Here is a 21,230-nt window from a genome sequence, read left to right on the forward strand (position 1 = left end):
ATCTTACTCGGCGGGCACACCAACTTCGCGGACCGAGCGCATCCAGAACCGCGCCATCAGCATAACCGCCGCGCAGGCCAGGCCCAGAACAAGGCCGAGCCAGACTCCGATTCCGTCCATGCCCAATACGAAGCCAAAGTAGTACGAGGACGTGATCCCCACGCCCCAATAGCTGAGCGCGGCCATGACCATCGGGACCTTTGCATCCTGCAAACCACGCAGGAGGCCAAGCGCAATGACCTGTGCCCCGTCCACCAATTGGAACAAAGCCGCCATGGCCAGCAGACCTGTACCGATCTTCAGGATTTCCGGACGCTGCGGGTCATCCGGTTCCATGAACAGGGAAATCAAAGGCTCGGCATAGACTAGGAACAGGATGACAGTCAGGACCGAGATCACCAAAGACATCCCCGTCACCGCAATCGCGCCGCGTTCCAGATGTGGCCTATCTTTCCGGCCCAACGCGTTCCCTGCCCGGATCGTCGCAGCGTTTGACAGCCCCAGATGCACCATGAACGTCGCGGATGCCAAATTAAGTGCAATGCCATGTGCCGCCAGTGGAACCTGACCCAGCCAGCCCATCATGATCGCTGACATTGCGAACAGGCTGACCTCGGACAGGGTCGTCAGGCCAATCGGCACGCCCAGGCGGAGAACGCTCAGAAACATCTCCCAGTCCGGACGCCAGAACCTTTGGAACAGGCTATGTTCGGGCAAAACGCGCATGGCGTAGATCACCACGCAAACCAACGATACGACCTGAGTGACAACCGACGCGATGGCGGCCCCCATCACACCCAGCTCAGGGGCTCCCCAATTGCCGAAGATCAGGGCATAGTTGGTGATCGCGTTGACCACTGCAGCGGCCACGGTGATCCAGAGCACGATCTGGGTCCGCTCTAACGCGGCCAGATAGGATTTCAACACCATGACCAAAAGCGCCGGAATTAGGCCCCACCCAGCAACCCTTAGGTACTGGGACGCGGTTTCAGCGACTTGCGGGTCCTGCTTCAACGCAAGGAAAATAGGGTACGACCACCAGAGCATTGGCATCATGACGGCCGCGTAGATAAGCGACAACCACAACCCCATGCGCGTTGTACGGCGAATACTTGTTTCGTCTTCTTCAGCCGCAGCCGTCGCCACCATTGGCATAACAGCCAAACCGAATCCGGCCCCAAACAGGAACAGCACAAAGAAATAGCTGCTGGCCAAGGTCACGGCGGCCAGCGCCTCGACACCGTACCAACCCAGCATGACCGTATCCGTCAGCCCAATAGCAAATTGGGCCAGGTGCCCGCCGATCAGCGGCAGGCCCAGTACAGAAATGGCCCGGAAGTGGCCACCATATGTCATCACCTTACTCATCCGAACAGCCTTATGCCCGGCCCGAGGCCGGGACAAGAGGCGAACGACGAAATTTCACCTTGAGACTACACCCACAGGTTCAAATGTTACCTGAGAGGACTCCTGTCACACGGTTTCAGGATGCAGTGAATTGCCCAGAATATGTTCCGAGTGCTGGATCACGTGATGCGCCTGGCCGACGATCAAAGGATCGGGGCTGTCGACGATTTCATGGTTCTTGTCCGGATAGTCCAGCGTAGACAGGAAGTGGCGCATGCAATTCAGGCGCGCGCGCTTTTTGTCGTTCGATTTCACGATGGTCCACGGGGCGTCGGCGGTATCGGTATAAAAGAACATCGCCTCCTTGGCCTCGGTATAATCGTCCCATTTATCAAGGCTGGCCTTGTCGATTGGTGACAGTTTCCACTGTTTCAGAGGATCGGTTTCGCGGCTTTTGAACCGGCGTTGCTGTTCAGGTTGCGTGACCGAAAACCAGTATTTGTAGAGCTGGATGCCCGAGCGCACCAGCATCCGCTCCAGCTCGGGCGTTTGGCGCATGAACTCGAGATACTCGTTGGGCGAACAAAAACCCATGACCCGTTCAACCCCGGCGCGGTTGTACCAGGACCGATCGTAGAAAACCATTTCGCCGACCGTGGGCAGTTCCTGAACATAGCGCTGATAGTACCACTGTCCCTTCTCTTCCCAGGTGGGTTTATTCAGCGCAACGACACGTGCTTGGCGTGGGTTCAGGTGCTCCATAAAGCGTTTGATCGTTCCACCTTTGCCTGCGGCATCCCTGCCCTCGAACAGCAAGACAAACCGCTGGCCGGTTTCCTGTGCCCAATGTTGTACTTTTAGCAATTCTGCCTGCAGTTGCGCCTTCTCCGCCTCATAAGCTTTGCGCGCCATCTTGCGATCATAAGGATATTTGCCGCTTTCAAAGGCCTGACGAATTCTCTCGGGGCTAGGCTCAGCCGGTGAGGTTTTGGCTATCGCCGACAGGTTAGCAGGGTCTTGCACATTCTCGATCTGCGTCACTACTTCCATTCAGGTTCTCCTTGTCTCACTGTCCGGGAAAACGCCTAGCAGTCGGGTGAAAAACACGCTTTGATTGGTGTCAAACTTTTACATCTTTCTGGGCGTGTGCTTCAGGTACAACACAGGGCTTCGGCTATGAAAAACAAGTTCATTGATCTTAACGGCCAGAGGTTCCGTCTGCGCAGCTGGGGGGACCCCGACCTTCCGCCCTTGTTGATGCTTCACGGGTTTCCCGAATATAGCGGCGCGTGGCAGGACCTGGCCCCGCATCTGTCTTCCCACTTCTATTGCATCGCCCCCGATCAACGCGGTTACGGGCAAAGCTGGGCGCCAGAGGGCGTCGGCCATTATGCCCTGTCGCGACTGGTCTCGGACATGGTGACGCTGATCGAGGGGCTCGCCCGTCCGGTTTGTGTTCTTGGCCACGATTGGGGAGCGTCTGTGGCCTATGGTTTGGCCATGTTCCGCCCGGATCTGGTGGACCGGTTGATCATCGCCAACGGCGTGCACCCAGTGCCCTTCCAACGGGCCATGGCCGCAGGGGGCGCGCAATCCGAGGCTTCGCAATACATCAATGCCTTGCGCGCACCAGACGCAGAGGAGCGTTTGTCGGCGGACAATTTTGCCAAGCTTGAACGGTTTTTTCGTTTCGGGATGGGGACAGACTGGCTGACGGACCAGCAAATGCAGGCCTATCGTACAGAATGGGCGCGGCCCGGGCGGCTGGAGGCCATGTTGAACTGGTACCGCGCGTCACCGCTGGTGGTTGCGAAACCCGGCGCACCGCGCACGGATCTGCCAGAGCTGCCGAAGGACCGGTTGATGGTTCGCTGCCCCCACCTGTTGCTGTGGGGGCGTGAAGACAAGGCGTTGCTGCCAGAGTCGACTGAGGGGCTGGAAGACTACGCGCCGGACCTGACGCGCATCGACATTCCGAACGCTGATCACTGGCTGCATCACCAACAACCCAAAGCGGTGGCGCAGGCAATCCTTGGTTGGATGGCGCGCTAAATCCGTTTAATGGTGCCCCCAATCCGCCGGGTCATCCGAGTTGTTGGGCGACAGGCCCAATATGTCGCCATCCGTTGAACACCCCAGCCCCAAAACGGTCCGGTTCGCATAAGAGAAATACGCGCAGACCTGATTGATTTCGAGGATCTCACCGTCGTCCCAGCCGGCCTTACGCAGGGCTTCCACGTCTTGCTGTTTCAACTCCGCCGGGGCCTCAGTCAGTTTGCGCGCGTAACGCATGGCCTCAATCTGAGCCGCATCCAACGGGGCCTCCTCTGGTGTGCCAGCCTCAATCGCCGCGCGAATTGCCTGGCTACGCTCCGGATCGCCCAACAAACGCTGCAAACCGCTGTAATGGTGCTCGACACAATAGCTGCATTTGTTCAGCGCGCTGACCCACACGCCCAACACCTCAAGAAACCACTTCGGGATCGTGTTGGCGGAATGGTGCAGCACGTTCTTGTACATGGCCATGTGACCTTCCATCGAATGTGGCCGCAAAGAATGCACCATCATGATGTTGTCGACATTGTTGCCGGGGCCAGTAACACGGTCGTAAAGTTTCCTGAGTTTTCCTGTTGCTTCATCGAAAGGGATGGTTCTGATCCAACTCATCTCTTTGCCTCCCGTATCCATTTGCTTTTGCAGCCAAACCTAAACAGAATGCAGAAACAATGCGAGGCCTTGGAGGCCACGTTTTCCTGGAACATTTCACGTGACCGCAATGAGAACGCTCTGGGCATTCTCCACCGCCACCTGATAAAGAACTGGCGACACCCCGTTTCACTATATTGATTTTCCAGCGATGCGCCTTCCTCTGTTCTTGTTTGTCCTGTCAATCTGCGGCCTGTTCGCGGCACTGTCCCGCCCTGCTTTTTCTGATTGGGCAATGGTCGCAGGGCTTTGCACCGTTGCAAGCGCGATATTGCTGCTTGGAAAATGGTTGCGCAGATCGAAAGCGCCGGAGAACTGGGCCGTGGTTGATGGATCAAATATTTTGCACTGGCGAGAGGGCATTCCGGACATTGCCACCGTGCAAGAAGTTGTCGATGCTTTGACCGCCTCCGGCCTGACGCCCGGCGTCGTGTTCGATGCAAATGTCGGCTACAAAATCTCGGATCGCTACATGAATGACAAAGCCCTTGCCTCACTGCTTGGGTTGCCCGTTGACCGCGTTATGGTCGCCCCCAAGGGAACGCCAGCCGACCCACTTGTTCTACAGGTCGCTCGCGACCTAAGTGCTACCATTGTCACAAACGACCGTTTTCGCGACTGGGTTGACGATTATCCGGATGTGCTGCCGGCCAAAGAGCTTGTGCAGGGTGGCTATCGGAATGGGGCTCTCTGGCTGGCGTTGTGACCGTGGTTCCAGCCTTGTCAAACATGTAGCGTTTCAACCTCGGCTCCCAATCACGGCGCACCACAGCCGACAAACCGCACACAACACTTCGCGCGCCCCTTCCCCCGGACCACATCCCCTGCCATAATGGGACCAAACCCAAAAACAAGAGCAGCACCCATGCCCGACGATCTGTTGACGCCAGAAGCGACCAATACCTATGACGCCTCCTCGATCGAGGTGCTTGAAGGGCTGGAACCGGTCCGCAAACGCCCCGGTATGTATATCGGCGGCACGGATGAGCGTGCGCTGCACCATATGGTGGCCGAAATCCTCGACAACTCGATGGACGAAGCGGTCGCAGGTCACGCCAACCGGATTGAGGTCGAGCTGCACGCAGATTACGCACTGACGGTGCGAGACAACGGGCGCGGTATCCCGATTGATCCGCATCCCAAATTCCCGGACAAATCGGCGCTTGAAGTCATTCTTTGCACCCTACATGCGGGCGGCAAATTCTCGGGGAAAGCATATCAGACCTCGGGCGGTCTGCACGGTGTGGGTGCATCCGTGGTCAACGCCTTGTCGGATTCGATGGTCGTGCAGGTGGCGCGGGACAAGACTCTGTTCGAACAGCGGTTCTCGCGCGGGGTCCCGTTGGGTCCGGTCGAAAAGGTTGGCGCGGCCCCCAATCGACGTGGCACCACTGTGACGTTCCACGCAGATGCCGAAATCTTTGGCCATCACAAGTTCAAACCGGCGCGGCTGTTTAAATCCATCCGCTCCAAAGCCTACCTGTTCTCGGGCGTCGAAATCCGCTGGAAATCCCATATCGACGATGGCGAAACGCCAACCGAGGCCAGCTTCCACTTTCCCGGCGGGCTGTCGGACTACCTGAAGGAAACGATGAACGGCTCGTCCACCTATGCCGAGCAACCTTTTGCTGGCACCGTGGACTTTCGGGAAAAATTCGGTGCAGCAGGCAAGGTCGAATGGGCGATCAACTGGACGCCCTCGCGTGACGGGTTCATCCAGTCCTACTGTAACACTGTCCCCACCCCCGAAGGCGGCACTCATGTCGCCGGGTTCTGGGCTGCAGTCCTGAAAGGGATCAAGGCTTATGGCGAACTGATCAACAACAAGAAGGCCGCGCAGATTACCCGCGACGACCTGATCACTGGTGGCTGCGCGCTGGTGTCCTGCTTTATCAGCGAGCCGGAATTCGTGGGCCAGACCAAAGACCGCCTCGCCACGGTCGAAGCACAACGGTTGGTAGAGAATTCGGTCCGCGACCATTTCGATAACTGGCTGGCCGCGGACACGAAATCCGCCGGTGCTATTCTCGATTTCCTCATTCTGAGGTCCGAAGAACGTCTGCGCCGACGCGCCGAGAAAGAAACACAACGTAAGTCCGCCACTAAAAAACTTCGTCTCCCCGGCAAGTTGGTGGACTGTTCTAGTTCAACACGCGACGGAACGGAATTATTCATCGTCGAAGGAGATTCTGCGGGCGGCTCGGCCAAGATGGGTCGCAACCGCAAAACGCAGGCCCTTTTGCCCCTGCGCGGCAAGATCCTGAACGTGCTGGGCGCAGCCAGTTCCAAGCTGGGCACCAATGCCGAGATCAACGATCTGACGCAGGCGCTGGGTGTCGGTCTTGGCACCAAGTTCAATGTCGACGACTTGCGCTATGACAAGATCATAATCATGACTGACGCGGATGTGGACGGGGCGCATATCGCGGCGCTGTTGATGACGTTCTTCTTTACCCAGATGCGCCCGATGATCGACACGGGCCACCTGTATCTGGCCTGCCCGCCCCTGTATCGCCTGACGCAAGGCGCTAAACGCGTCTACTGTCTGGACGAGGCCGAGCGCGACGAGTGGCTTGAGAAAGGTCTGGGCGGCAAGGGCAAGATCGACGTCTCGCGCTTCAAGGGTCTGGGTGAGATGGACGCTAAGGACTTGAAAGAGACCACAATGGACCCCGCGTCCCGGAAATTGATCCGCGTCACCATCGACGAGGACGAACCCGGTGAGACCGGCGATCTGGTCGAGCGCCTGATGGGCAAAAAACCCGAACTGCGGTTCCAGTACATTCAGGAAAACGCGCGGTTTGTGGAGGAGTTGGATGTGTGAGGTTTTCCTCAAAATCAGGTATTTCAGCCTAAAATCGGCTTAAAGGGACCTTTGAAATCCAATTGGCTATTGTAAGAACAGCTCAAATCGCGCTTTTCGTTGTACTAGGTGGCCTTGCAGTGTCTGCGGCCGTTATTCCTCGTGACTGGATAATCGAGCCTATCGACGAATGTGATATTGCGCGAACTTGGCACGAATGGAAAATCATAAGGAGGGGAGAACCTGCGTCTTTTCAGGAATTCCTCGAAAATTACTATCGGGCATCCTCTCCGGAATTTACGCGATCAGGATTTAGTCCCTCACCATACGCTGTCTCAATAAAACGGAAGTCAAACAACGAGTTATTTATTCATGAGATAAAGGTGTACGACTTTGAGATAACTTGGACTGGCAAGACAACGTCGATTCTGACTATGGGCACGAACGTAGAGAGCTGGGGTATGCGTAGAAAGATAGTTTGTGATTAACGGCAATCTTGGTGCACGCGGTTCCAATCGAAAGTGAACGGCCCAGCGTTCACACCCCAAAAAAAACATCAACTCTTACCTAGCCAAGATACAACGATTTGAGTGTGGGTTGTTCATGTGGGTAGCGCCCGCAAACCCCTTGCCTAACCCGTTGATCTCGTTCACACTTGCGCGCAATTGTCATCAAAGAACAAATTTTGAGGATCCGAGCGTCCAAGACCCAATTTGAACGAACATAAATTTCGAACGGGAGGACAATATGAAAGCACTAACCCTCGGGCTGGCCTTTGCCTTGCTGGCCAGTCAGGCAAGCGCGCAGCAGTCGCTGATCGGCGCATCGCCTATTCCGGTCGGGGCAGAGTTACGGTTCTGCTATTACAATGGCCTCGCTTATTCGGTGGACGCCTATGTTGTGATCTCTGGCAACAACACCGTGACCGAAACGTCCAGTACGCGCGAAGAACACCTTCTGCGTTGTATCAAAGGCGGCGACGGTGCCATGAAGTGGAAACCAGAGAGCGGTATTCAGGTCAATCGCTGAACTGAAAGGTCGGGCCTTCTAGCCCACCTTCCCCTCCAGCCAGCTCGCTATCTGGCCGGCGGGATGCTCCCAGCCGGGCTCCATGAACAGGAAATGCGCGTGGTTTTTCACGGGCATAAATGTCGCGCGATCCCCGTACATGTTGGCCAGAGCACGGCAGGTGTCGGGGTTGACGGCGCGGTCCTCGGTCCCTGACATGATCAGCACCGGGCAGTCGACCTTGTCGATGTCGACCTTCATCGCGTGGTGATCGTCGAACATCCAAAAGAACATCTCGAACATCACCCGCCCGCTTTCGGCCCCCAGCTGGTCGAACACCTCATGCTGCTGCGCCTCGGGCATCTTGTTTAACGCAAAAGGGGCCATCAGGTCGAACTCGACCCGCATGGGTTGCTTCCAGAACGCCCCACCCTCCATCAGCGCGCGCGGGATGGCGCGTTCATCGTCGGTTTCGGGCAAGGTGCCCCACGGCGCGTTCGGGTTGATCAGAACAATGGCACTGGCCAACCCGCGCGCGGCCACTTGCTGCGCCACAACGCCCGCGATGGCATGGCCGAGGATGACCGGCTTGCTGTCCAAGCCCTGCACGAGCTCGGCAATATCATTGGCATAATCCGCGACACTGGTATCCGTAAGTCCGGGGTCAGGTTCGGCCTTGGGGTCCCCACCATGAAAGCGCAGCGCAGGGGTGTGCACCGTCCAACCGCGCGCGCGGAAGAAACCCGCGTAGTCCGCCATACACCAAGGTCCGGCAAAGGCCCCGTGGATCAGAACAATCTCTTTGGTCATCAAAACGCCCTCTTGTCACTTGCCCCCACTATGCGAGACGACAGGCGCGCGCGGCAAGACCGCCGGCGTCAGACAGACATACCAATCAGGGCTACGCCAACGGCCATCAGTAGGGCCGCACCAAGGCGACGCATCCAGTTGCCTTCATGCAGGAAGATGAACCCGATCAGCGCAGCGAAGATCACTGAAGTCTCACGCAGTGCTGAAACCGCACCCAGTGGTGCGAAATTCTTGGCGTAAAGCACCAGACCATAGGCCGTCATCGACACCAGCCCGCCCAGGATGCCGATCATCCAGACCTTTGCTGGAAGCTGTGCTAACGTGTCCCGTTTTTTGATGCCGACAAAGCCCGCAATGAACAGATGCAGGAACGCACCCCATGCCCAATAGCTGAGCGTATTGCCCGACAATCGCACCCCGATGCCATCCACGACCGAATAAATCGAGATGCAAAACCCCGTACCCAGTGCAAACCACAGCGCCCAGCGCCCGACGCCGGACCGCAAGGCACTCCAACTGCTGAGCTGAATACCAAGCGCGATCAGAGCGATCCCGCCCCATGCCTGAAGCGGCAGCACCTCGCCCACCAGAATCATAGCCCAGAGCGAGACCAGCGCAGGCACGATACCGCGGGCGATCGGGTAGACGACGCTCAGATCCCCATGCTGATAGGCTTTGCCCAGCATGTAGTAGTACCCAAAATGCACGACGGTCGAGATCAGGATATAGGGAAAGCTCTCAGCACTGGGCAGCGGCAGCAGCAGGATCATCGCTGTCGCAGGGATGACATGCCCAAATGCGACAAGACCCAAAGTGGTCGTTCGGTCGGCGGCTGTTTTGACGATGGCGTTCCACACCGCATGCAGCAACGCAGCCGTCAAGATGATGGCAATGACAAACAGAGTCACGTCCGAACCTTTCGCGCAGAGAGAACCGGCCCAAGATACGGGCCGGTTTCGTTACTTGCACAGAGCAAGACCGATCACAATGCAGCCTTGAACAGAGCGGTCAGATTGTCCTCTGTCAATTCGATTGGGTTACCACCACAAGACGGATCGATGATCGCGCCTTGCACCAGTTCCGGGATTGCAGCTTCGGTCACACCCAGTTCGGACAGCCTAGTTGGGATACCCAGCGAGTCGTTGAACGACTGGACAAAACCGCGGACGCCATCAAAGCCGCCATCAATTCCCAGATAAGCTGCCGCCGACTGAAACCGATCAGCAATAGCTGGCGCATTGAACTCCAGCACTGTCGGCATGCAAACCGCGTTGGTGGTGCCGTGGTGAGTGTTGAAAACCGCGCCAATCGGGTGGCTCATGGCGTGGATCGCGCCCAGACCTTTCTGAAAGGCGGTCGCCCCCATGGCTGCCGCGCTCATCATCTGTGCGCGGGCCTCAATATCCGTGCCATCTGCATAGGCGCGTGGCAGGTACTCCTTGACCAGCCGCATACCTTCCAGCGCAATACCGTGGCTCATCGGATGATAATGCGGGCTGGAATACGCCTCGACACAATGCGCAAATGCATCCAGACCTGTGCCCGCCGTGATGAACTTGGGCATGCCAACTGTCAGCTCGGGGTCGCAGATCACCACTGTCGGCAGAACCTTGGGATGGAATATGATCTTTTTCGCGTGGGTTTCGGAATTCGTGATGACACTGGCGCGCCCGACCTCGGACCCGGTCCCGGCTGTGGTCGGCACAGCGATAATCGGCGCGATGACATCGGCATCGGCGCGAGTCCACCAATCGCCGATATCCTCGAAATCCCAAACCGGGCGCGACTGCCCTGCCATAAAGGCAACCATCTTGCCCAGATCCAACCCGGAACCGCCGCCAAAAGCGATCACACCATCATGGCCGCCCGCATTGTAGGCCGCGACCCCTGCCTCAAGATTTTTTTCGTTCGGGTTCGGATCCACGTCGCTGAATAGCCCGCGCCCCAGCCCTGCGGCCTCCATGATATCCAGCGTTGCCGCGGTGATCGGCAGATCGGCCAACCCTTTGTCGGTGACCAACAACGGCCTTTTCATACCAGCGGCAGCACATGCCTCGGGCAGTTCCTTGATGCGGCCTGCGCCGAATTTGATAGCGGTCGGATACGACCAGTTTCCAACAAGTGACATGTCAGGTTTCCTTTGTGATTTGAGACCTGCCCGGCCGAGGGGGTCAGTACCGGGCAGGCCGATGCCCTTAGCCCGTGACCTTTTTCAGGTGGTAGGATTTAGGACGTGTCAGGTTGTGATAGCCAATGACGGACAAACCGCCGCCGCGGCCGGTATTCTTGCAGCCAGTCCAACAAAGACCCGGATCCAGATAATCGGCGCGGTTCATGAACACGGTTCCGGTTTCGATCGCATCGCCCACGCGTTCGGCCCGGTCTACATCGCGGGTCCACAGGCTGGCGGTCAGACCAAATTCACTGTCATTCATCAAGGCGATGGCTTCGTCGTCCGAGGACACTTTCATAATGCCGACCACGGGGCCGAAACTCTCGTCCTGCATCACCCGCATGTCATGGGTGACGTTGGTCAGGATCTGCGGTGTCAGATAGGCCTCGCCATCGTCTTCGGGGAACGTGCCGATATGAGCCACCGCCCCGGCCGCAACAGCCTCAGCGATCTGCGCGCGTACCTCTTTGGCAAAGCGCACATTGGCCATCGGACCAATCGTTGTATCGCTGTCCAGAGGATTGCCCAGCTTATAGCCTTTCACCACATCGACTGCCTTGGCAACGAAGTCGTCATAAAGGCTTTCGTGAACATAAATCCGCTCAATCCCACAACAGCACTGGCCCGAGTTGAACATGGCACCGTCGATCAACGTTTCGACCGCTGCATCCAGATCAGCGTCATCCATGACATAGCCCGGATCCTTGCCACCCAGCTCGGTGCCAACACCGGTGAATGTCCCAGCAGCCGCGCGCTCCATCGCTTGGCCACCACCGACTGACCCGGTGAAGTTCACAAAGTCGAACGCATTGCCTGCGATCAGGCCATTAGTCACGTCATGGCTCAGGAAGACATTCTGAAACACATCTTCGGGTATACCCACGGAATGAAACGCTTGCGCCATGCGCTCGCCCACCAGCAGCGTCTGCGTGGCATGTTTCAGGATCACAGTGTTCCCCGCGATCAGCGCCGGGGCCACAGTGTTGATTGCGGTCATGTAGGGATAGTTCCAGGGCGCCACTACAAAGACCACGCCATGCGGAATGCGCTTGATATAGCGTTTGAAGGTTTCATCCTCGCCCACTGCGATATCAGCCAGAGACGCCTCGGCAATCTGAGCCATATGGCTCGCACGCTCGTTAAAGCCGCCAAACTCACCGCCATAACGTACCGGACGACCCATCATATGCGCCAACTCGGGCACAATCTCATCGTTCATCGCCCCAACCGCAGCCACGCCTGCCATGACAAGATCGATACGTTCCTGCAACGGCCGCGCCGCCCATTCTGCCTGTGCCGCCCGCGATCGCGCTGCAGCTTCAAACGCTGCATCCCGTGACAACACCTCACGTTCAGCAAAAACCGATCCATCAATCGGCGAGACACATTTCAACATCTGCCCCATATCCACTCCAATTCCGAAAGAAACAGGAACCCTGCTTCATCTAGCCACAAATATCCCGGGGGCTGCCATTGGTGCGCCATTGGTTCGAGCGCCAATGGCGGCGGGCGAAGCCCCCAGCCGGACCCAATCTCAAGCCCGCTCAAACCCTCGGGCAATTTCCCAATCCGTCACAACCCGCTCGAATTCCTCGATCTCGACTTCCGCCGCGCGGGTATAGTGATCGACCACCTCTTCGCCCATGGCTGCCCGCAGCATCGATGACCCGTGCAACGCATCCCGTGCTGCGCGCAGATTGCCGGGGATCATGCCGGTGTCTCCCTGATAGACATCACCGGTGGTGGGCGATTGCAGTTCCAGGCCTTCTTCAATACCGGCAATCCCGGCGGCCAACATGCCAGCCATCGCCAGATACGGGTTCATATCTGATCCCGGAATACGACACTCAACCCTTACGGCCTTCGTCCCATCGCCGCACAGACGGAAGCCAGCCGTACGGTTGTCCACCGACCAGATAATCCGTGTCGGCGCAAAGGTGCCCTTCATGAAGCGCTTGTAACTGTTGATGTAGGGGGCCATGAAATAGGTATAGTCACCGGCGTATTTCAACAAACCAGCCATATAGCTTTTCATCAGCGCCGACATACCCAACGCGTCATCCGCATCATAAAACGCCGGCTTGCCATCCGCCCAAAGCGACTGATGCACGTGGGACGAGCTGCCCACCTTGTCATGGTGCCACTTCGGCAGGAATGTCGCCGCGTGACCGTGTTGCCAGGCGATCTCTTTCACCGCGTTCTTGGCGATCGAGTGGTATTCGGCCGTGTCCATCGCCGGTGCATATTTGATGTTCAGCTCTTCCTGCCCGGTCTCGGCCTCGCCTTTCGAGTTCTCAACCGGAATCCCCGCATTCCACAGATGGTTGCGGATCGGGCGCATCACATGCTCTTCCTTGGTGGTCTGAAGGATGTGATAATCTTCGTTATAGCCCGAGATCGGCTCCAGATCGCGGAACCCTTCCTTGCGGATCTGGTCAAAGCTCTTCTCAAAGAGGAAAAACTCCAGCTCGGTGGCGCACATCGCGTCATAGCCCATGGCCTTCAGCCGGTTGACCTGCTTCTTCAAAATAGACCGAGGCGCGTGTGGAACCTCTTCATGGGTGTGGTGATCCAGCACATCGCACATCACCATCGCCGTGCCTTCCAGCCACGGCACTGGGCGCAGCGTGCTCAGGTCCGGCTTCATGACATAATCGCCATAACCCCGCTCCCAACTGGTCGAGGCATAGCCGTCGGGTGTCGCCATCTCCAGATCTGTGGCCAGCAGGTAGTTGCAGCAATGTGTCTCTTCCCATGCGCCCGCCACGAAATGGCCTGCGTGAAACCGCTTACCCATCAGGCGGCCCTGCATGTCCACCATGCAGACCAGCACCGTGTCGACCTCGCCCGCCTCGAATTTGGCTTTCAGATCAGCCAAAATCGCATCATTGCCCATCATTGGTATCCTTTGTCACTTACAGAGACCTCGGTTTCGATTACCTGCCGTCAGTCATCGTTGGCTTCTTTTTCCATTTCCATCACCAGGCGCGTTTCCAGAACCTGACCGCTTTTGTAGAGGATCGGATAGGCGATGGCGGCGATGTGCCCATGCAGATCACGCATGGACCGCAGCGTTTCCAGGTGCAGATCGGAGGACTGGAAACTCTCAGTCTGACCGCGCTCCAACCGTTTGAGGTGCGCCTTGCGGCTATTGCGGGACATCCGCTTGACCTCGGCCTTGTCCAACACCAGCCGTCGGGCACAATCCATGTCGTCCACCAACAGCACGTGACGCGCCAGCGAGAAGCTTTCCAGAATGGCCGCGTGCAAATCTTTCAGCTCTTTCCAGCCCTGCGCTGAGAACTCCGAACGTTCGGTGTGTTTGATCTGCGCCGTCCGGGTCATCCGGTTGGAGACGACATCGCCCGCAGCTTCAAGACGGATGGCATATTCGACCAACCCTCGTGCGGCTTTGATCTGCCCTTTGCTCATATTCTGCCGCGGCATGCGCGCGACGAAACGGCGGATCTCGGTCAGTTGCGTATTCACCCGCTCGTCCTGCTGCCAAAGCGCTGAAATCGCGTCACTGTCATCCTGTTCGTAGATATCCAAAACGGGCCGGAACATACGCTCGACTTGCGTGATCATCTGCAACAGCTCGTGACGCACCGAGGACATCGCAACGCTGGCCCTTTCGCCGCTGGGGTCCCCCAGCGGTGTCAGCGCATCCGAAAACTGATCCAGCGCATTGGCCTCGGCTTTGGGCTCCGCCATCAGAACGGCCATCGGCTGTTCCAACTGGTTCACGAAGCCTGTGGCCAGCAGGAATACAGCCAAATTGAAACCGATATGTGCAAAAATTAGAGACTGCGCCGGGCTCGTCACCAATAGCGCCTCTTGCAACCCGCCAACATTCACGACGATCAGCATTACCAGCGCCGCGCTTCCCCGCAATAAGAGGTTGGCCAGAGGAATACGCCGGGCTGAGACGGTCATATCGCGCGTCAGCCACATTGGAATAAAGGCCGAACCCAGATTTGCTCCCAGCACCAGCGACAACCCGGCGGCAAAGGGAATTGCACCGATCTGAACCAAGGCCACGCACATCAGGATCGTCGCGACCGAGCTGTGCATGACAAAGGCCAGCACTGCGCCGACAATGAAGGCGCTGAAATAATCGGTCTCAAGATACCCCGCGATTGCGGGCAAAAACGCGCTTTCGCGGATCGGCTCAACTGCTTCGCGCAGGAATTGAAGCGAGATCAGGATAAAGGCGACGCCCAGAACGATCCGGCCCATAAGCCGTACATTCGACCGTTCGGATTTCAGGTACAGCCAACCGCCCAACGCCAGCAATGCGGGTTGAAGCCAGCCCAGATCATAGGACAGAACCTGAATGACTAAAGCGGCGCCCAAATCCGCGCCCAAAACACCCGCCAGCGCCATCCCAAACGTCACCATCCCCGCCGCAGCGAAACCGGTCAGCAAAACCGTAACGGCGGCCGAGCTTTGCAGGATCGTGGCCAGAACCATGCCAGCCCCCCCTGCAACAAAGCTGTTGGAGTGGCGTGTCAGGATCGACTGGAACAGCGCACCAAAGCGCCGTTCGATACCGGTACGAACCAAGCGTACGGCAAATAGCAGCAACATGGTTGCGGCAAAAATCTCAATCAAAAAGCTCGCGATAGCCATATGTTCACACCTCGTCTGACCGGTGCGCACAAATGTGCTTCCGGTTTTGTTTTTCTATTCTTGGAACAGACGAGAGCATAAATGGTGTCGCTTATTGATGTCCAATCCCGACGCACGGGGTGCCCCACGCGTCGGGAAGAAGGGTTTCTTAGGTGTAACGATAGGGCCGACCAGCCTTTAGCATCTCGGCGTTGTAACGCTTGAAGATGTCGACAACTTTCGCTTTGGTCTCGGACTCGGCTGCGACTTCGTCCCAGAACTTCACGGCGGCTTCCTCAACGGTTACCCATTCTTCGTCCGGGATAGAGGTCAATTGCATCTTGGTGCCGTTGACGCGCAGGTTGGCCTCACCACCCCAATACCACCACTGACGGTAGTAATGTGACTGATCACAGCAAACCTTGAACAGGGTCTGCAGATCTTCGGGTAGTTCGTTCCAGCGGTCCATATTGGCAAAGAAGTGACCCGCCCAGGCACCCGACACGTTGTTGGTCAGGAAATAGTTGGTCACATCGGCCCAGCCGACGGTGTAGTCTTCGGTGATGCCCGACCAAGCGATACCGTCCAGTTCGCCCGTTTGAACCGCAACCTCGATGTCTTCCCACGGCAGGGTTACCGGCACGACGCCGAACTGAGACAGGAAGCGCCCCGCCGTCGGGAAGGTGAAGATGCGTTTGCCCTTCATATCCGCCAGCGAGTTGATCGGGTCCTTGGTCGCAAAGTGGCAAGGGTCCCATGCTCCGGCGCTGATGTGCTTGACGCCGACCTTGGAGTATTCCTCGTCCCAGATCTCGTTCAGGCCCCACTGGTTGAACAGCACAGGCACGTCCAGCGAATAGCGTGAGGCGAACGGGAAGTAGCCACCAAACACGGTGACTTCGGTCGGCGACGCCATCGAGTCATCGTCCGATTGAACCGCGTCGATGGTGCCTTTCTGCATCGCACGGAACAACTCGCCCGTCGGGACCAGCTGATCGGCATAGAACAGCTCGATCTGCATCCGGTCACCGGCGATCTGGTTGAACATCTTGATCGCAGGATCAATCACATGCTCAGCCAGCGCAGGACCTGCATAGGTCTGCATCCGCCATGTGATCGTGTTCTGCGCCAAGGCAGGCGTCGCCAGTGGTGCGGCAGCAACGCCAACCCCAGCGGTTTTCAGAAACTTACGTCTTGTCGTCATGTCAATTCCTCTCCGTTAAAGTTTCTGTGCCCGTTCACCGAGCATTCTTGTTAATTTCCATAGACATACCCGGGCAACCACAGAGCGATTTCCGGGAAAACCATGATGATTGTCAGCGCCAGCACCATCACCGCGACAAAAGGAAAGATCGAACCATAGATGTCCCGCAGAGTGATCTCGGGTGGGGCCATCGCGCGCATCAGGAACAGGTTATAGCCGAAGGGAGGCGTCATATAGGCGATCTGCGTCGTGATCGTATAAAGCACCCCATACCAGATCAGATCAAAGCCCAACTCGCCGACCAGCGGGACATACAGCGGCGCCACGATGACCAGCATTGCTGTATCGTCCAGGAACGTGCCCATGACGATAAAGCTTAGCTGCATCAGGATCAGGATCATCCAGGGCGACAGGCCAAGTTGATCGGTGAACAGATTGTCGATGGCTTTTACGGCACCCAACCCGTCAAATACAGCCCCAAAGCCCAGCGCGGCCAGAATGATCCACATGAACATGCAGGAAATGGCCAACGTCTGCTTGGTGCAGTCTTCGAAAATCTTCCAGGTCATGCGGCGCTTGATGACGGACACAGCCAGAGCGGTCAGCGCTCCGATCGCCGAGCTTTCGACCAGTGACGTCCAGCCATTCACAAACGGCACCATCATGGCCGCAAAGATGATCAGCGGCAGCGCCCCTGCCCCCAGAAGCCGGATCTTCTCGGCCCGCGGCACCTCATGCGCGTCTTCCATTGCGGGTCCCAGCTCGGGCTGAATGCGGCAGCGGATCCAGATGTAGAGAATGAACATCGCAGCCATCAGCAGACCCGGGATAATCCCCGCCAGCCACAGTTGCCCAACAGGCTGGCGCGCGATCATCGCATAGAGGACCAGAACCACCGAGGGTGGAACCAGAATACCAAGACTAGAACCCGCCTGAATGACCCCGGTCACCATCGTCTTGTCGTAGCCGCGCCGAAGCAGCTCCGGCAGCGCAATGGTCGCGCCAATGGCCATACCTGCAACGCTCAGGCCGTTCATGGCCGAGACCAGCACCATAAGACCGATGGTGCCGATGGCCAGACCACCATTGATAGGCCCCATCCAGACGTGGAACATCTTATACAAGTCATCCGCCAGCCGGCTTTCGCTGAGCACATACCCCATGAAAATAAACATCGGCAGCGTCAGCAGCGGATACCATTTCATTAGCTTCATCGCGGCCGAGAACGTAATGTCCTGCCCGCCTGTGCCCCAAAGCGCCAGCGCGGCAATGGTAGCCACCGCGCCAATCGCGCCAAAGACGCGCTGACCTGTGAACAGCATCAGCATCATCAACGCGAACATGAAGATGGCGATATATTCCTGGCTCATGCCCGCACGACCCCGATTTCCTGCCCGTTGATCCGGGCTATGTCTTTGAAGAATTCCGATATCGCCTGCAGCAGCATCAGGAAGAAGCCGAACACCATGATGGTTTTTACTGGCCAGATATAAGGCCGCCACGCCGTTGATGAGCGTTCAAGCCGCCCGATTTCCTCTGTGCCTGTCAGAAGGCCAATGAAGTAGGAAACCGGTTCATCGCCCCAATAGCCAAGGCTGTAGGCCGTTGACCCGAGCCCACCGTAAAACAAGACGCCCAGGTAGAAGATCAGCAGCAGCACCGTGAAGGCATCAAACCACGCTTTCCGGTGTGGGCTCCAGTTGTGATAAAACAGGTCCATACGTACGTTCGATCCCAACTGGATCGAATACGGTCCGCCCATAATGTAATAGGTCACCATCGCGAACTGCGCCATTTCCAGCGTCCAATGCGATGGCACGAAAAACGTCTTCGAGATCGAGGACCACAGCAGGATGCCCATCATCACGAACAGGCCCCACATCATGACCCGTCCGATCCGGTAGTTGACCGCATCGACGATCCGGACATATGAGGCCATCGCCTTGATCACGCCGCGCCCCCTTTCTGAAAATCTGCAAGGGTCCGCGCGGTCCATGACGCCAGGCAATCGGCCATCGCCCCTTGCTGCTCGGACGTTTGAATCAAGTCATTGCGGATCTCGATCATGACGTTCAACAGCCCGTTCGGCAGCGCTTGCGCGTCAAGGGTATGGGCGACCCCGTCCGCCGCCGAATACGGCTCATTCAAGCGAGTCTCATAGGTTTGGTCGGCGGGTACTGTCGTCATCATTGCCCGGGCGAACCGGTCATCCACCCCGTGTAATATGCCCAGTTCCACCTCACGCGTCTGTCCATGGTAGATTGGTGTAAAGCTGTGGACCGTCACCATAAGTTTAAGCGTATCCCCATTTTGAGAGATCAGGTCAGACAGCGCCCTGCTGAAGGGCCGATAGATGCTCTCAATCCTGCTTTCGCGCTCTTCCTCGGACAGATCGACATTCGCTGGGATTTGATAGTCCTCGCTGCGCGCCGGCATTGCCCCTGCGGCTTCAGGCGGGCGATTGCAGTCATAGACCAGCCGGGACACCCCGCCATACACCAGCGGTGCCGACAGGCGCGTCGCCATCAGCTTGGCCACAGCCAATGCCCCCGGATCCCACGCGATGTGGCTTTGAAGCGCGTCCACAGGCAATCCCATATCCCCTAAAAACGCGGGAATGCGGCTGGACGCGTGTTCGCAGACCAGCATTACTGAATAGGGACCATCCACTGTGTCCGTGTGAACGACTGTTCCGAAGTCCAAAATACCGCCTTGCGATTCCAATTAAGATGCGTGTGGAAAAATTTCCACAAGAGACCTTAACCTGTCAATATTTTTCCTGTTTAAATTTCACCACTCTTGATCTTGCTGAAAAATTATTCACACTAAGATCGAAAAGATGCAGGAGGAACGCCGCGTGCGGGTGACGGACAGGCTGCTGGCCCACAAAGACAAGATGACCCCATCCGAGCGGCAACTGGTTAGTGTATTGCTGGACGACTACCCCATGGCTGGCCTTGGCAGCATCACCGAGCTGGCCAGCACCGCCTCAGTTTCGACCACGACCGTCGCACGAATGCTGCAGAAAACCGGCTTTGACGGCTATCCGCAGTTTCAGGCCGCCCTGCGGGGTGAGGTGAAAGAGATGATCTCGGGCCCGGTCGCCAAGCGTGACCTTTGGCAGAACGACCTGCCCGAAGAACACATCCTGAACCGGTATTCCCAACAGACTCTCGCCAATCAGAAACGCACGATTGATGAGGTTGACCCCGGTGAATTCGACAGCTTCTGCAATCTGTTATGTGACCCCAACAGGCGCATTTTCATTACCGGCGGCCGCATCACCGGTACGCTGGCCCAATACTTGTACCTGCACCTGCAGATGATCCGCCCGGATGTCCGACTACTGCCCGTTGCGGCATCGTGGACGCATGACTTGCTGGACATACGCAAAGATGATGTGCTGGTGACGCTGGATGTTCGCCGATATGAAAACGCGTCACTGCTGATCGGCCAGCTGTGCCATGAACGTGAGGCTGAAATTGTTCTGTTCACCGATCAGTGGCGCTCACCCATTCATCGGCTGGCCAAACACACCTTTGCTGCGCGCATTGCCGTGCCGTCCGCGTGGGACTCCATGGCAGCCATTCTGGTTTTGATGGAATGCGTCATCGCCGAAGTACAAGAACGGCTGTGGGATTCGGTTAAAGAGCGCACGGATGAGCTGGAACAAGCTTTTGACCGCACCAAACTGTTCCGGAAATTCGGTCAAAGCTCGGGCTCATAACGGCTTTTTACCACCCAAACAGAACAACTGAGCGTGAGGAGTGTTGCCAGCCGCATGGCAGGCCGTCACTTTGAAGGCATGAGTTTCGTGACCCAGAACCAACTGCCGCTTTTGATCCTGTTCTTTCTGATTGGATCGATTGGCACCGCCTTTCTTTTCCGTAAACCCGCCGGGCATCGTGCCTGGAAACTCGCGGACCTCGTCTGGGTTGTGCTGGGTGGCGTTGGCGCGCTGGTCGCGGTTTTGGCCGGGCTTTACACTTCGGATAGCTCGCGACTGGACCGCCAGATAGACGTCGCTTACGCCGCCGGGCTGGCCTTTGACCGCGATGCCGCGCGATTCCGGCTGCGGTTTTGCGACCCGGCCTTTGATCCAGATACTGCCATTCTGTGCGAAAAGGTTGAATTCCTGTCGGCCTCAACCGCCAGCAATGCCGACCTGCCATTGTTCATCGCAGTCACAAATGAGGTCGCGCCACTGCAGGGGCTGCATTTTTTGTTTGGCAGTCAGGCAAAAGACGAACAGGACGAAATGCGCGCAATGGCCGACAAGGCTGATGCGTTCAACATCGATCAGTTCCTAGTCTTTACCACTCTGGACGACATAACACAGGCCGCGATCGACAACATGCGCCGCAAGGTTCCCGCGATTGCCGGAGACTATCTGATCCTGGCGCAAAGCTATGATGATCTGGTGGAACAGGTCGGCAAGTTGAAGGACGAATGGGAATACCTGCAAGACAATGCGCATATACTTGTACTGCAGATCATCGCGTTATGTCTGGTCAGTTTCGCGGCGCCGTTCCGTCTGGGCAAATCTGTGGTCGAGCTGCGCGCGTCGC

At 57.3% G+C, this 21,230-nt stretch carries 18 protein-coding genes and 1 pseudogene; 6 read left to right on the forward strand and 13 right to left on the reverse strand.

What is annotated here, in order from left to right:
* Window positions 1-3: 3 nt before the first annotated feature.
* Both AC2FID_RS12625 and ppk2 read right to left on the reverse strand, forming a co-directional pair.
* The gene (locus AC2FID_RS12625; RefSeq protein WP_496837100.1) at window positions 4-1,368 is read right to left on the reverse strand and encodes an MATE family efflux transporter; all 1,365 of its coding nucleotides are present in this window, start codon (window positions 1,366-1,368) and stop codon (window positions 4-6) included.
* A gap of 105 nt (window positions 1,369-1,473) precedes the next feature.
* Window positions 1,474-2,397 (reverse strand): polyphosphate kinase 2, encoded by a 924-nt coding sequence (gene ppk2, locus AC2FID_RS12630; protein WP_472724094.1) that lies wholly within the window; start codon window positions 2,395-2,397, stop codon window positions 1,474-1,476.
* Between the two features lie 126 nt (window positions 2,398-2,523).
* Here ppk2 and AC2FID_RS12635 point away from each other — a divergent pair, with 126 nt between their 5' ends.
* The gene (locus tag AC2FID_RS12635; protein WP_496837101.1) at window positions 2,524-3,399 is read left to right on the forward strand and encodes an alpha/beta fold hydrolase; all 876 of its coding nucleotides are present in this window, start codon (window positions 2,524-2,526) and stop codon (window positions 3,397-3,399) included.
* Between the two features lie 6 nt (window positions 3,400-3,405).
* Here the strand turns inward: AC2FID_RS12635 and AC2FID_RS12640 are convergent, their stop codons facing one another.
* On the reverse strand, window positions 3,406-4,014 hold the full coding sequence (locus tag AC2FID_RS12640) for a carboxymuconolactone decarboxylase family protein (RefSeq protein WP_496837103.1): 609 nt from the start codon (window positions 4,012-4,014) through the stop codon (window positions 3,406-3,408).
* A gap of 190 nt (window positions 4,015-4,204) precedes the next feature.
* Between AC2FID_RS12640 and AC2FID_RS12645 the strand changes: the two genes are divergently transcribed.
* From AC2FID_RS12645 to AC2FID_RS12655, 3 genes are all read left to right on the forward strand, one after another.
* Window positions 4,205-4,759 (forward strand): NYN domain-containing protein, encoded by a 555-nt coding sequence (locus AC2FID_RS12645; protein WP_496837105.1) that lies wholly within the window; start codon window positions 4,205-4,207, stop codon window positions 4,757-4,759.
* Window positions 4,760-4,918: 159 nt separating this feature from the next.
* Window positions 4,919-6,877 (forward strand): DNA topoisomerase IV subunit B, encoded by a 1,959-nt coding sequence (parE, locus tag AC2FID_RS12650; protein WP_282119887.1) that lies wholly within the window; start codon window positions 4,919-4,921, stop codon window positions 6,875-6,877.
* A 726-nt stretch (window positions 6,878-7,603) separates the two neighbouring features.
* A complete protein-coding gene (locus AC2FID_RS12655) occupies window positions 7,604-7,885 on the forward strand; it encodes a hypothetical protein (RefSeq protein ID WP_496705047.1) in 282 nt (93 codons plus the stop codon).
* Between the two features lie 18 nt (window positions 7,886-7,903).
* On the opposite strand, the gene AC2FID_RS12660 is transcribed toward AC2FID_RS12655, so the two are convergent.
* From AC2FID_RS12660 to AC2FID_RS12705, 10 genes are all read right to left on the reverse strand, one after another.
* Window positions 7,904-8,674, reverse strand: a complete 771-nt coding sequence (locus AC2FID_RS12660) for an alpha/beta hydrolase (protein ID WP_496837108.1) — start codon at window positions 8,672-8,674, stop codon at window positions 7,904-7,906.
* 68 nt (window positions 8,675-8,742) lie between these two features.
* Window positions 8,743-9,582 (reverse strand): EamA family transporter, encoded by an 840-nt coding sequence (locus tag AC2FID_RS12665; RefSeq protein ID WP_496837110.1) that lies wholly within the window; start codon window positions 9,580-9,582, stop codon window positions 8,743-8,745.
* Between the two features lie 74 nt (window positions 9,583-9,656).
* Window positions 9,657-10,802, reverse strand: coding sequence for an iron-containing alcohol dehydrogenase (locus AC2FID_RS12670; protein WP_496739633.1), 1,146 nt, complete (start codon window positions 10,800-10,802; stop codon window positions 9,657-9,659).
* Window positions 10,803-10,869: 67 nt separating this feature from the next.
* Window positions 10,870-12,252: an aldehyde dehydrogenase family protein gene (locus AC2FID_RS12675; protein ID WP_496837112.1), complete on the reverse strand. Its 1,383-nt coding sequence runs from the start codon at window positions 12,250-12,252 to the stop codon at window positions 10,870-10,872.
* Window positions 12,253-12,381: 129 nt separating this feature from the next.
* Complete coding sequence (locus AC2FID_RS12680; RefSeq protein ID WP_496837114.1) at window positions 12,382-13,743, reverse strand: glutamine synthetase family protein; 1,362 nt, start codon at window positions 13,741-13,743, stop codon at window positions 12,382-12,384.
* Between the two features lie 50 nt (window positions 13,744-13,793).
* The gene (locus tag AC2FID_RS12685) at window positions 13,794-15,479 is read right to left on the reverse strand and encodes a Na/Pi cotransporter family protein (RefSeq protein ID WP_058275863.1); all 1,686 of its coding nucleotides are present in this window, start codon (window positions 15,477-15,479) and stop codon (window positions 13,794-13,796) included.
* Between the two features lie 148 nt (window positions 15,480-15,627).
* Window positions 15,628-16,662: a TRAP transporter substrate-binding protein gene (locus tag AC2FID_RS12690; RefSeq protein WP_058274157.1), complete on the reverse strand. Its 1,035-nt coding sequence runs from the start codon at window positions 16,660-16,662 to the stop codon at window positions 15,628-15,630.
* Window positions 16,663-16,712: 50 nt separating this feature from the next.
* Window positions 16,713-18,032 (reverse strand): TRAP transporter large permease, encoded by a 1,320-nt coding sequence (locus AC2FID_RS12695; RefSeq protein WP_058274158.1) that lies wholly within the window; start codon window positions 18,030-18,032, stop codon window positions 16,713-16,715.
* Window positions 18,029-18,613: a TRAP transporter small permease subunit gene (locus AC2FID_RS12700; protein ID WP_496754631.1), complete on the reverse strand. Its 585-nt coding sequence runs from the start codon at window positions 18,611-18,613 to the stop codon at window positions 18,029-18,031. Before AC2FID_RS12700 ends, AC2FID_RS12695 begins: the two co-directional genes overlap by 4 nt.
* Window positions 18,610-19,365: an N-formylglutamate amidohydrolase gene (locus AC2FID_RS12705; RefSeq protein WP_496837117.1), complete on the reverse strand. Its 756-nt coding sequence runs from the start codon at window positions 19,363-19,365 to the stop codon at window positions 18,610-18,612. Before AC2FID_RS12705 ends, AC2FID_RS12700 begins: the two co-directional genes overlap by 4 nt.
* Before the next feature lie 136 nt (window positions 19,366-19,501).
* Between AC2FID_RS12705 and AC2FID_RS12710 the strand changes: the two genes are divergently transcribed.
* Window positions 19,502-20,389: a MurR/RpiR family transcriptional regulator gene (locus tag AC2FID_RS12710; RefSeq protein ID WP_108860251.1), complete on the forward strand. Its 888-nt coding sequence runs from the start codon at window positions 19,502-19,504 to the stop codon at window positions 20,387-20,389.
* Window positions 20,390-20,467: 78 nt separating this feature from the next.
* A pseudogene (locus tag AC2FID_RS12715) lies at window positions 20,468-21,223 on the forward strand (hypothetical protein); the annotation flags it as partial.
* Window positions 21,224-21,230: the final 7 nt, after the last annotated feature.

The organism is Ruegeria sp. CDSC068 (genome assembly GCF_059610545.1).